This window comes from Serratia sp. 4542 (genome assembly GCF_016805595.1).
GTDB lineage: Bacteria > Pseudomonadota > Gammaproteobacteria > Enterobacterales > Enterobacteriaceae > Serratia > Serratia nevei.
In genome coordinates this window covers 230,625-243,126 of record NZ_RXKV01000016.1, presented here as the reverse complement: position 1 = coordinate 243,126, position 12,502 = coordinate 230,625, and the positions used below count along the sequence as shown (strand labels likewise).

The following is a 12,502-nucleotide window of genomic DNA, read 5'->3' as shown; positions in this document are numbered from 1 at the left end:
CGGCGCAGGCGTTATTCCAGGATCCAGCTATCGCCGGTGGCCGGCGAGATCCCTGCCGGCAACCAGAGCCGGCCCCAGGCGCCGGTGCAGTGGCAGCCCATGATCTTTTCCGGCTGATGCTGCCGCAAAAAACGGCGGACGTGCCAGAGCGTGCGCGGGGAAGCGCAGCGCAGATGAAAACCGCCGATCAGGGCGTGGATCCTTTCGATTCCGGTGATTTTCTGGCAATGGCGCACGATATTGACGATCCCGCGGTGCCCGCAGCCGGTCACGATCACCAGGCCGCGATCCGATTTGTAAATCAGCACCCCTTCGTCGATCACGTAATCCACCGCCGCGTTTTCCCCGGCGATCACCCCGTAGGCGCGCGGGGCGGGCACCGCGATCTCGCCTGACCACATAAAGCGATCGCCGATCGCCAGCGGTTCACGGCTGTAGTGCATGCGGTGGCGCGAGTAGTCGATATCCAAAGAGAGCTTTTTGATTTTGCGGGTGTGGCCTAGCACCTTCAGCGCCGCATAGCGTTCATCGCCGACCTGCGGGTGGCAGATGATGCGGCTGTTGTCCGGCAGCCAGGCGACGCCGCCGCAGTGGTCATAGTGGCCGTGGGAGAGCACCGTTGCGGTAATACGGGAGAGATCGACGCCCATCAGCGCCGCATTGCGCAGAAAGCTGTCGTCGGGGCCGGTATCGAACAGTATGGACGTCGTCTCATCCTCAATCAGCAGGCTTAGCCCGGCCTTGGCCTGCAATAATGGGTCGGCGCCGGCGGCGCGGCGGTTTTCCAGCAGTACCTTGAGGGTCAATGCCATGTTGACTCGTTCCTGAGAGAGATTCCTGACTTTTCAGTATAGCGTGGAGGGCGGTAGCGGCTCTGTGAGCCGGCGCGCAGAGCGAGCGCGGGAAAGAAAAACGGCCGGAACAAGGGTTTGTCCCGGCCGTGAAGGCGTCTGGCGGCGTTATTTACCGATACAGAAGCTGGAGAAGATGCGGCCCAGCAGGTCGTCGGAGGTGAATTCGCCGGTGATTTCACTCAAGGCCAGCTGCGCCTGACGCAGCTCCTCGGCCAATAGCTCGCCCGCGTAAGCGCTCACTAACTGTTCTTTACCTTGCACCAGGTGCTGTGCCGCCAGCTCCAGCGCCTGCAGGTGGCGACGGCGCGCCAGGAAACCGCCTTCCATGTTGCTGGTGAAGCCCATGCTCTGTTTCAGATGATCGCGCAGCACATCGACGCCTTCGCCGGTGCGGGCCGACAGGCGAATAAGTGAGTGGTTGTTCACTTCCGTCAGACCCAGCGTTTCACCGGTGATGTCGGCCTTGTTGCGCACCACGGTGATCGGCAGCGTGCCCGGCAGGCGCGCCATAAACTCCGGCCAGATCTCCGCCGGCTCGGTGGCGGCGGTGGTGGTGCCGTCAACCATAAACAGCACTCTGTCGGCCTGTTCGATCTCGTTCCACGCACGTTCGATGCCGATACGCTCAACCTCGTCGCTGGCGTCGCGCAGGCCGGCGGTGTCGATGATGTGCAGCGGCATGCCGTCGATATGGATATGTTCGCGCAGGACGTCGCGGGTGGTGCCGGCGATATCGGTGACGATCGCCGCCTCACGCCCGGCTAACGCATTGAGCAGGCTGGATTTACCGGCGTTGGGGCGCCCGGCGATCACCACCTTCATCCCTTCGCGCAGCAGGCTGCCCTGGCGCGCTTCGCCGCGCACGCTGTCCAGATCCGCCATCACGTCGTTGAGCTGCGCCTCGATTTTACCGTCGGACAGGAAGTCGATTTCCTCGTCGGGGAAGTCGATCGCCGCTTCCACGTAGATTCGCAGGTGAGTGAGCGCTTCCACGAGCTGGTGGATGCGGGTGGAGAAGGCGCCCTGCAGCGAGTTCATCGCCGAACGTGCCGCCTGCTCGGAGCTGGCGTCGATCAGATCGGCAATCGCTTCGGCCTGCGCCAAATCGAGTTTGTCATTGAGGAACGCGCGTTCGGAGAATTCGCCGGGCCGTGCGATGCGCACATCGGGCAGCGCCAGCACGCGCTTGAGCAACAGATCGAGGATCACCGGCCCGCCGTGGCCCTGCAGTTCCAGCACGTCTTCGCCGGTAAAGGAGTTCGGCCCCGGGAACCACAGCGCGATACCCTGATCGAGGGTGGCGCCCGTGGCGTCGCGGAACGGCAGATAGTCAGCGTAGCGCGGCTTCGGCAGCTTGCCGAGCAACGCCTGGGCGACGTCTTTGGCCTGGCTTCCGGAAATGCGCAGAATGCCGACGCCGCCGCGTCCCGGCGGGGTGGCTTGGGCTACGATGGTATCGGTGGTGCTCATAACGGTTCTCTCTGACGATTAAGATGCAAAAAGGCGGTCTAATGACCGCCTTTGGGGTGACTGCAAGGGTCGGCGCGCCGAACCCCTACAATACGCTTAGCTTTTTTTCTTGTCGCGGCTGTGCAGACCGCGTTTTTCCAGACCACGGTAAATCAGCTGCTGCTGCAGGATGGTCACCAGGTTACTGACGATGTAGTACAGTACCAGACCGGACGGGAACCACAGGAAGAACACTGTGAAGATCACCGGCATGAAGGTCATGATTTTCTGCTGCATCGGGTCAGTCACGGTGGTCGGCGACATCTTCTGAATGAAGAACATCGTCACGCCCATCAGGATTGGCAGGATGTAGTACGGGTCTTGCGCCGACAGGTCATGGATCCACAGGGCGAACGGCGCGTGGCGCAGCTCGACCGAACCCATCAGCATGTAGTACAGCGCCAGGAAGATCGGCATCTGAATGATCAGCGGCAGGCAGCCGCCGAGCGGGTTCACTTTCTCCGCCTTGTACAGCGCCATCATCTCTTGGCTCATGCGCTGTTTGTCATCGCCGATGCGCTCGCGCATCGCCTGCAGCTTCGGCTGCAGCATGCGCATTTTCGCCATCGAGGTGTACTGCGCCTTGGTCAGCGGGTACATGATGCCGCGCACGATGAAGGTGATGATGATGATGGAGAAGCCCCAGTTACCGATAAAGCCGTGGATGAACTTCAGCAGTTTGAACAGCGGCTGGGAGATGAACCACAGCCAACCGTAATCCACGGTCAGGTCCAGGTGCGGCGCCAGCTGGGCCATCTGGTCCTGCAGCTCCGGGCCGACCCACAGGGTCGCGTTCAGCTGCTGCTGAGCGCCCGGCTGCACCACGACCGGCGTAGATTTGAAGCCGATGGTGGACAGGTTGTCGCCTGGTTTGGCGGTGTAGAAGGTGTTGTCACCCTTGGTCGCCGGTACCCACGCGGTGGCGAAGTACTGTTGCAGCATGGCGACCCAACCGTCTTTGGTGGTGACGCTCAGGTTTTCGTCTTTGTCGAATGCGTATTTCTGGTACTTGTCATCGCTGGACGAGTACGCCGCGCCGCGGAAGGTGTGCAGCGCGAAGTTGCTGCTGCCGGTATCGCGGTGCTTAGGCAATTCGGTGGTCTGCTTCAGCTGGCCGAACAGGGTCAGCTCCAGCGGCGTCGCGCCTTTGTTGTCGATGCTGTAATCCACGCCGACCGCATAGTGATCGCGTTTGAGCACGAAGGTCTTGGTGTAGACCGCGCCGTCTTTATCGGTGTAGGTCAGCGGGATGCGCAGCTCGTCCTGGCCTTCCGGCAGGGTGTAGCTGTCCTGCGCCGCCTGATACAGCGGGCGTTCGCCGTTGGCCGGGTTGTCCGGGCCGTTTTTACCGGTCAGGCCGCTTTGCGCCTGATAGACGAATGACGGAGTGGTTTCCAGCAGTTGGAACGGAGTCGATGAACCCAGAGTATCCGGGTAGGCCAACAGTTTAGCCTGCTCGATATCGCCACCACGGGTGTTGATGGTCAGTGACAGCACGTCGGTGTTCACGGTAATCAGCTTACCCTGACCACTGGCTGGCACGGCCTGGCTGGCGGCATCACCGGCTACTGCGTTCGAAGTCTGTTGCGTGGTCTGTGCGGCCGGCTGCGGAGCGTTGTCCGTTTGCCATGCCTGCCAGATCATGAAAGACACGAACAGCAGAGCGATGAGGAGAAGATTGCGTTGCGAATCCATCGTTAGTGTTCTCTGTTATCGTCGGTTTTTGGCGGCACCGGATCATCGCCACCTGGGTTCAAAGGGTGGCATTTTAATACGCGTTTCAATGCTAACCAACTGCCTTTTATCATGCCAAACCTGCTTAATGCCTCAATTGCGTAATGAGAGCATGTCGGCTGGAAGCGACAACGAGGCCCTAGCAGCGGACTGATGACGAGCTGATAGGCCCGCACCAGCCCGATCAGGATGCGGGAGCCTGGCGACAGTGGCGACGCCATAATTTATCCAAAGCTTCCGTCAGCGCGCGGTTATCCAAATCCGCTATCCCCTTTTTGGCCACCACGACAAAATCCATCGCCGGTAATTCGTGCTGACGCAGGCGGAAGCTTTCGCGGGTTAGGCGTTTGATCCGATTACGCTCGTGCGCGCGTTTGACGTGTTTTTTGGCGACGGTAAGACCGATGCGGGGATGCCCCAGCTGGTTCAGGCGGCCGAGGATGGTGATTTGCGGCGTGCCAGCCCGTTGTGGCTGCTGGAAGACGAAAGTGAAATGAGTGGGAGTTAACAAACGTAACTCCCTGGGAAAAGCGAGCTTAACCACTCAGCGGGTTAGCTTTATTACTTAGAAACAGTCAGACGAGCACGGCCTTTCGCACGACGGCGGGCCAGAACTTGACGACCATTTTTGGTGGCCATACGAGCACGGAAACCGTGGCTACGGTTGCGCTTCAATACGGACGGTTGGAAAGTGCGTTTCATAGCGATTTCTACCTAAACTTAAAATAATTACTGATCAGTAAACGCGTTTGGCTACTCGGCGTGAAGATGACCGACGCCTCAATCGCAATACATAAAGAAGCGGGATTGTAATAATTGTACAGTCCTGAGTCAATTCGCATCGCGCCAGCCTACCTGGTTGTCTGCCAATAACGGAACAAAATCCGGTCTTGGCCCGTGGTCACCGCAGAATCCTGTCTGGCTAATGACGCACCATAAGGAACCAGGTATCACACGTAGGGCGAAGATTATACGGACTCGGGGTGAAATCGCAAGGATCCCCGTGAGATCCTTTGCGCGCGATCTCAGGATCCGGCGTGGATAACAGGGTATAACCGGTTGACAATGTAAAAAACGCGGCGCAGCGGCCGGGATCTGCGCGGCCATTCGGCGCCAGCGGCGAAAAGATCGCCGCCGGCCGCGGCCTGTGGATAAAATGGATCTAATCTGTGAGGAAGGGGAGGATCTCTTGCGCGGATTGCGCTATGATCCGTCATTCCGATCGCGATCCCTCATACCGGGATCGTGAGGGACACAAACCGTGAAAGGCGGTTCGCATCCCCCACAGGCAAACAGCCGATGCCGGGTATGTGTCAAAAATCATGAGTTATAAAAAAGTTGCCCGTTTCTTTTCTTTATTGATCTTGTTCGAGTGGAGTCCGCCGTGTCACTTTCGCTTTGGCAGCAGTGTCTTGCCCGATTGCAGGATGAGTTACCTGCCACAGAATTTAGTATGTGGATTCGCCCATTGCAGGCGGAACTGAGTGACAACACCCTGGCGCTGTACGCGCCTAACCGTTTTGTGCTGGATTGGGTTCGCGATAAATACTTAAACAACATCAATGGTCTGCTGAATGATTTCTGCGGCACGGATGCGCCTTTGCTGCGTTTTGAAGTCGGCAGCAAGCCGATCACGCAGGTGATCAGCCAGACCGTGACCGCCAGCGTCAGCAGCGCCCCCGCAGCCCCGGCGGCGCGCACGGCCGCGCCTTCGCGCCCGAGCTGGGACAACGCGGCGGCGCAACCCGAGCTCTCTTACCGCTCCAACGTCAACCCCAAGCACACCTTCGACAACTTCGTCGAGGGTAAGTCCAACCAGCTGGCGCGCGCGGCGGCTCGCCAGGTGGCGGACAACCCGGGCGGCGCCTACAACCCGCTGTTCCTGTATGGCGGCACCGGCCTGGGTAAAACTCACCTGCTGCACGCGGTCGGCAACGGCATCATGGCGCGCAAAGCCAACGCCAAAGTGGTCTACATGCACTCGGAACGCTTCGTGCAGGACATGGTCAAAGCGTTGCAGAACAATGCTATCGAAGAGTTTAAGCGCTACTACCGTTCGGTCGACGCCTTGCTGATCGATGACATCCAATTCTTCGCCAACAAGGAGCGTTCGCAGGAAGAGTTCTTCCATACCTTTAACGCCCTGTTGGAAGGCAATCAGCAGATCATCCTGACCTCGGATCGCTACCCTAAAGAGATCAACGGGGTGGAAGATCGTTTGAAGTCCCGCTTCGGCTGGGGGCTGACGGTGGCGATCGAGCCGCCGGAGCTGGAAACCCGCGTGGCGATCCTGATGAAAAAGGCCGACGAGAACGACATTCGCCTGCCGGGCGAAGTGGCGTTCTTCATCGCCAAGCGCCTGCGTTCCAACGTGCGTGAGCTCGAAGGGGCGCTGAACCGCGTGATCGCCAACGCCAACTTTACCGGCCGGGCCATCACCATCGATTTCGTGCGCGAAGCGCTGCGCGATCTGCTGGCGCTGCAGGAAAAGCTGGTCACCATCGACAATATTCAAAAGACGGTGGCGGAGTATTACAAGATTAAAGTCGCGGATTTGCTGTCCAAGCGGCGTTCGCGATCCGTTGCCCGCCCGCGCCAGATGGCGATGGCGCTGGCGAAGGAACTCACCAACCACAGCCTGCCGGAAATCGGCGATGCGTTTGGTGGCCGCGACCATACCACGGTGTTGCACGCCTGCCGGAAGATCGAGCAGCTGCGTGAGGAAAGTCACGACATCAAAGAAGATTTCTCCAATTTAATCAGAACATTATCTTCATAGCGCTATGAAATTTATCGTTGAACGTGAGCATCTGCTAAAACCGCTGCAACAGGTGAGCAGCCCGCTGGGCGGCCGCCCGACCTTGCCGATCCTGGGCAACCTGCTGCTGCAGGTGACGGAAGGCTCCCTGCTGCTGACCGGCACCGATCTGGAGATGGAGATGGTGGCGCGCGTCGCCCTGTCCCAACCGCACGAGGCGGGCGCGACCACCGTGCCCGCGCGTAAATTCTTTGATATCTGCCGTGGCCTGCCGGAAGGGGCGGAGATCGCCGTCACGCTGGAGAGCGAGCGCATGCTGGTGCGGTCCGGCCGCAGCCGCTTCTCGCTGTCCACGCTGCCGGCGGCGGACTTCCCGAACCTGGACGACTGGCAGAGCGAGGTGGAGTTCACCTTGCCGCAGGCGACGCTGAAGCGCCTGATCGAAGCCACCCAGTTCTCGATGGCCCATCAGGACGTGCGTTACTACCTGAACGGCATGCTGTTTGAAACCGAAGGCGAGGAGCTGCGCACCGTCGCGACCGACGGCCACCGCCTGGCGGTGTGTTCGATGCCGATCGGCCAACAGCTGCCGTCGCATTCGGTGATCGTGCCGCGTAAAGGGGTGATGGAGCTGGTGCGTCTGCTGGACGGCGGCGATTCGCTGCTGCAGCTGCAGATCGGCAGCAACAACATTCGCGCCCACGTCGGCGATTTCATCTTCACCTCCAAGCTGGTTGACGGCCGTTTCCCGGACTATCGCCGCGTCTTGCCGAAGAACCCGGATAAAACGCTGGAAGCCGGCTGCGATCTGCTCAAGCAGGCGTTTGCGCGCGCGGCCATTCTCTCGAACGAGAAATTCCGCGGCGTGCGGCTGTACGTCAGCCAGAACCAGCTGAAGATCACCGCCAACAACCCGGAGCAGGAAGAGGCGGAAGAGATCCTCGACGTCAGCTACGACGGCGCGGAGATGGAGATCGGCTTCAACGTCAGCTACGTGCTGGACGTGTTGAACGCGCTCAAGTGTGAAGACGTGCGCCTGCTGTTGACCGACTCGGTCTCCAGCGTGCAGATCGAAGACGGCGCCAGCCAGGCGGCGGCCTACGTTGTCATGCCAATGCGGTTGTAGTCTCGTTACCTTGAATTACAGCACCGTCATCGGTAAAGAGATTGCATGGCTCTGACGCGTTTATTGATTAAAGATTTCCGCAATATCGAGGCGGCGGATTTGGCGCTGGCGCCGGGATTCAACTTCCTGGTCGGCGCCAACGGCAGCGGCAAGACCAGCGTGCTGGAAGCGGTATATACGCTCGGGCACGGCCGCGCCTTTCGCAGCCTGCAGGCCGGTCGGGTGATCCGTCACGACCAGCCGGAGTTCGTGCTGCACGGCCGCATAGAAGGTACGGAGCGCGAGCTGTCGGTAGGATTGAGCAAGAGCCGTCAGGGTGACAGCAAAGTACGCATCGATGGCAGCGACGGCCACAAGGTGGCCGAGCTGGCGCAGCTGCTGCCCATGCAGCTGATCACCCCCGAAGGTTTTACCCTGCTGAACGGCGGGCCGAAATTCCGGCGCGCCTTCCTTGACTGGGGCTGTTTTCATAACGAACCCGGTTTTTTCACCGCCTGGAGCAACCTGAAACGGTTACTGAAGCAGCGCAATGCCGCGCTGCGCCAGGTGAGTCGCTATGCGCAGATCCGCGCCTGGGATCAGGAACTGATCCCGCTCGCGGAGCGCATCAGCGAATGGCGGGCGGAATACAGCGACGCGATCGCCGCGGATATCACCGCGACCTGCGCGCAGTTTCTGCCTGAATTCGCCCTGAGCTTCTCCTTCCAGCGCGGCTGGGACAAAGAGAGCGACTACGGCGAGCTGCTGGAGCGCCAGTTCGAGCGCGACAGGGCGTTGACCTATACCGCGGTGGGGCCGCATAAAGCGGACTTCCGCATTCGTGCCGACGGCACGCCGGTAGAGGATTTGTTATCGCGCGGTCAGCTTAAGCTGCTGATGTGCGCGTTGCGCTTGGCGCAGGGTGAGTTTCTCACCCGGCAGAGCGGGCGGCGTTGCCTGTATCTGATTGATGATTTTGCCTCCGAGCTGGACACCGGCCGTCGCCGGTTGCTGGCCGATCGCCTGAAAGCCACCCAGGCCCAGGTTTTTGTCAGCGCGGTCAGCGCTGAACAAGTGACCGACATGGCCGGTGAAAAGGGCAAGATGTTCCGCGTGGAACAGGGTAAAATAGAGGTTCAACCACAGGACTAAAATGAGCGAGAAACGTTGATGTCGAATTCTTATGACTCCTCAAGTATCAAGGTATTAAAAGGGCTGGATGCGGTGCGCAAGCGCCCGGGCATGTATATCGGCGATACCGATGACGGCACCGGTCTGCACCACATGGTATTCGAGGTTGTGGACAACGCTATCGACGAAGCGCTCGCGGGCCACTGTAGTGACATTCAGGTCACCATCCATGCCGACAACTCGGTATCTGTACAGGATGACGGCCGCGGCATTCCGACCGGCATTCACCCGGAAGAAGGGGTTTCAGCCGCAGAGGTCATCATGACCGTGCTGCACGCCGGCGGTAAATTCGACGACAACTCCTATAAAGTTTCCGGCGGCCTGCACGGCGTGGGCGTCTCGGTGGTTAACGCCCTGTCGGAGAAACTGGAGCTGGTGATCCGCCGCGAAGGCAAAGTACACGAACAGACTTACAGCCACGGCGAGCCGCAGGCGCCGCTGACCGTGGTGGGCGAAACCGAACAGACCGGCACCATGGTGCGCTTCTGGCCGAGCCACCAGACCTTCACCAATGTGACCGATTTTGAGTACGACATTCTGGCCAAGCGTCTGCGCGAGCTGTCCTTCCTCAACTCCGGCGTGTCTATCCGCCTGAAGGACAAGCGCACCGACCGTGAAGACCACTTCCATTACGAAGGCGGCATCAAGGCGTTTGTCGAGTATCTGAACAAGAACAAAACCCCGATCCACCCGAACGTGTTCTACTTCTCGACCGTGAAAGACGATATCGGCGTGGAAGTGGCGCTGCAGTGGAACGACGGTTTCCAGGAAAACATCTACTGCTTCACCAACAACATTCCGCAGCGCGACGGCGGCACGCACCTGGTCGGTTTCCGTACCGCGATGACCCGTACGCTGAATAGCTACATGGAAAAGGAAGGCTACAGCAAGAAGGCCAAGGTCAGCGCCACCGGCGATGACGCGCGTGAAGGCCTGATTGCCGTGGTGTCGGTGAAGGTGCCGGATCCGAAGTTCTCTTCTCAGACCAAGGACAAGCTGGTCTCCTCCGAGGTGAAAACCGCGGTTGAAACGCTGATGAACGAGAAGCTGGTGGATTACCTGATGGAAAATCCAGGCGACGCGAAAATCGTGGTCGGCAAAATCATCGACGCGGCGCGCGCGCGCGAAGCGGCGCGTAAAGCGCGTGAGATGACCCGCCGCAAAGGCGCACTGGATCTGGCCGGCCTGCCGGGCAAACTGGCGGACTGCCAGGAACGCGATCCGGCGCTGTCCGAACTGTACCTGGTGGAAGGGGACTCCGCGGGCGGCTCTGCCAAGCAGGGGCGCAACCGCAAGAACCAGGCTATCTTGCCGCTGAAGGGGAAAATCCTCAACGTCGAGAAAGCGCGTTTCGACAAAATGCTTTCCTCGCAGGAAGTGGCGACGCTGATCACCGCGCTGGGTTGCGGCATTGGCCGCGACGAGTACAGCCCAGACAAGCTGCGTTACCACAGCATCATCATCATGACCGATGCCGACGTCGACGGTTCGCACATCCGTACGCTGCTGTTGACCTTCTTCTACCGCCAGATGCCGGAAATCATCGAGCGTGGCCACGTGTTCATCGCGCAGCCGCCGCTGTACAAGGTGAAGAAAGGCAAGCAAGAGCAGTACATCAAAGATGACGAGGCGATGGATCAGTACCAGATCGCCATCGCGATGGACGGCGCTACGCTGCACACCAATGCCAGCGCACCGGCGCTCGGCGGTGAGCAGCTGGAAAAACTGGTGGCCGAACACTACGGCGTGCAGAAGCTGATTGGCCGCATGGAGCGCCGCTACCCGCGCGCGCTGCTGAACAGCCTGATCTACCAGCCGACGCTGAACGAAGGCGATCTCAGCGATGAAGCCAAGGTGAAAACCTGGATCGCTTCGCTGGTGCAGGCGCTGAACGACAAAGAGCAGCACGGCAGCAGCTATGACTTCGTGATCTTCGAGAACCGTGAGCGCCAGATGTTCGAGCCGGCGCTGCGCATCCGCACCCACGGCGTGGATACCGACTATAAGCTGGACTTCGACTTCATCCACGGCGGCGAATATCGCAAGATCTGCCAGCTGGGCGAGAAGCTGCGCGGGCTGATCGAAGACGGTGCGTTCATCGAGCGTGGCGAACGTCGTCAGCCGGTAGACAGCTTCGAGCAGGCGCTGGAGTGGCTGGTGAAAGAGTCGCGCCGCGGCCTGTCGGTGCAGCGTTATAAAGGTCTGGGCGAGATGAACCCGGAGCAGCTGTGGGAAACCACCATGGATCCGGAAAGCCGCCGCATGCTGCGCGTGACCGTCAAGGACGCCATCGCTGCCGATCAGCTGTTCACCACGCTGATGGGCGATGCGGTTGAACCGCGCCGCGCCTTTATCGAAGAAAACGCCCTGAAAGCGGCGAACATCGATATCTGATGCGTTAATGGCTGTGAAAATCCGCGCCGGGTGACCCGCGCGGATTTTTTTACGCCTTTTTTGGCGCTGACAGCCGAGGCTGAAACGCGTTAGCATGAGAAAAAACCACTGGGAGAAGCGTTGAATGGCTATTGAACTGATTGCGATCGACATGGACGGCACGTTGCTGGATCCGCAGCACCAAATCACGCCGGCGGTAAAGCAGGCTATCGCGGCAGCGCGGCGCAAAGGGGTGCACGTGGTGCTGGCCACCGGGCGGCCTTATGTCGGCGTGCAGGATCATCTGCGCCAGTTGGACATTCAGGGCCCCGGCGATTTCTGTATAACCTATAACGGCGCACTGGTGCTGCGTGCGGTCGACGGCGCCTGCATCCTGCAGGAAACGCTGGGCTTTGAGGACTATCTGCACTTCGAGCAGATGGCGCGCGAGTTCGGCGTTCACTACCAGGCGTTTGATTTCGACACCCTGTATACCCCGAATAAAGACATTGGCAAATACACCATACACGAGGCGGCAATGACCGGTATTCCGCTGAAATACCGCAGCGTGGAGGAGATGGATCGCCAGATGCGTTTCCCTAAAGTGATGATGATCGACGAGCCGGAGCTGCTGGATAGCGCCATTGCGCGCATCCCGGCGGAAACGCGCGAGCGTTACACCATTCTGAAAAGCGCGCCTTACTTCCTCGAAATCCTGCATAAGAACGTCGATAAGGGCGCCGGGGTGAGAATGCTGGCCGAGCACCTCGGCGTGGCGCGGGAAAACATCATGACGCTGGGGGATCAGGCCAACGATACGGCGATGATTGAGTATGCCGGCGTCGGCGTGGCGATGGGCAATGCCATTCCCGAGCTGAAAGCGGTGGCGCAGTTTGTCACCAGCGCCAATACCGAAGACGGCGTGGCGCGCGCCATCGAGAAGTTCGTGCTCAACGGCTGATAAAATGGGGCGCTGCG

The 12,502-nt window shown here is 59.8% G+C and carries 11 protein-coding genes; 5 read left to right on the top strand and 6 right to left on the bottom strand.

Annotation, left to right across the window (positions count from 1 at the left end; all coding sequences use genetic code 11):
* Nucleotides 1-11 precede the first annotated feature (11 nt).
* The 6 genes from EKL15_RS22460 to rpmH all read right to left on the bottom strand — a co-directional run bounded on the left by EKL15_RS22460 (nt 12) and on the right by rpmH (nt 4,799).
* Nucleotides 12-812, bottom strand: a complete 801-nt coding sequence (locus EKL15_RS22460) for an MBL fold metallo-hydrolase (RefSeq protein WP_100396618.1) — start codon at nt 810-812, stop codon at nt 12-14.
* A gap of 147 nt (nt 813-959) precedes the next feature.
* Complete coding sequence (gene mnmE, locus EKL15_RS22455; protein WP_038876016.1) at nt 960-2,324, bottom strand: tRNA uridine-5-carboxymethylaminomethyl(34) synthesis GTPase MnmE; 1,365 nt, start codon at nt 2,322-2,324, stop codon at nt 960-962.
* Between the two features lie 96 nt (nt 2,325-2,420).
* Nucleotides 2,421-4,058: a membrane protein insertase YidC gene (yidC, locus tag EKL15_RS22450; protein ID WP_049200579.1), complete on the bottom strand. Its 1,638-nt coding sequence runs from the start codon at nt 4,056-4,058 to the stop codon at nt 2,421-2,423.
* 2 nt (nt 4,059-4,060) lie between these two features.
* Nucleotides 4,061-4,318, bottom strand: a complete 258-nt coding sequence (yidD, locus tag EKL15_RS22445; RefSeq protein WP_004933881.1) for a membrane protein insertion efficiency factor YidD — start codon at nt 4,316-4,318, stop codon at nt 4,061-4,063.
* Nucleotides 4,282-4,641, bottom strand: coding sequence for a ribonuclease P protein component (gene rnpA, locus EKL15_RS22440; RefSeq protein ID WP_004933883.1), 360 nt, complete (start codon nt 4,639-4,641; stop codon nt 4,282-4,284). The genes yidD and rnpA overlap by 37 nt, the downstream gene beginning before the upstream one ends.
* A gap of 17 nt (nt 4,642-4,658) precedes the next feature.
* A complete protein-coding gene (gene rpmH, locus EKL15_RS22435; RefSeq protein ID WP_000831330.1) occupies nt 4,659-4,799 on the bottom strand; it encodes a 50S ribosomal protein L34 in 141 nt (46 codons plus the stop codon).
* A gap of 682 nt (nt 4,800-5,481) precedes the next feature.
* Here rpmH and dnaA point away from each other — a divergent pair.
* The 5 genes from dnaA to yidA all read left to right on the top strand — a co-directional run bounded on the left by dnaA (nt 5,482) and on the right by yidA (nt 12,485).
* Complete coding sequence (gene dnaA / locus EKL15_RS22430) at nt 5,482-6,876, top strand: chromosomal replication initiator protein DnaA (RefSeq protein ID WP_004933889.1); 1,395 nt, start codon at nt 5,482-5,484, stop codon at nt 6,874-6,876.
* Nucleotides 6,877-6,880: 4 nt separating this feature from the next.
* A complete protein-coding gene (dnaN, locus tag EKL15_RS22425; RefSeq protein WP_064290625.1) occupies nt 6,881-7,981 on the top strand; it encodes a DNA polymerase III subunit beta in 1,101 nt (366 codons plus the stop codon).
* A 45-nt stretch (nt 7,982-8,026) separates the two neighbouring features.
* Nucleotides 8,027-9,112 (top strand): DNA replication/repair protein RecF, encoded by a 1,086-nt coding sequence (gene recF / locus EKL15_RS22420; RefSeq protein WP_033636531.1) that lies wholly within the window; start codon nt 8,027-8,029, stop codon nt 9,110-9,112.
* A gap of 18 nt (nt 9,113-9,130) precedes the next feature.
* Nucleotides 9,131-11,545, top strand: coding sequence for a DNA topoisomerase (ATP-hydrolyzing) subunit B (gene gyrB / locus EKL15_RS22415; protein ID WP_060424357.1), 2,415 nt, complete (start codon nt 9,131-9,133; stop codon nt 11,543-11,545).
* Nucleotides 11,546-11,669: 124 nt separating this feature from the next.
* A complete protein-coding gene (gene yidA, locus EKL15_RS22410; protein ID WP_100396616.1) occupies nt 11,670-12,485 on the top strand; it encodes a sugar-phosphatase in 816 nt (271 codons plus the stop codon).
* Nucleotides 12,486-12,502 lie beyond the last annotated feature (17 nt).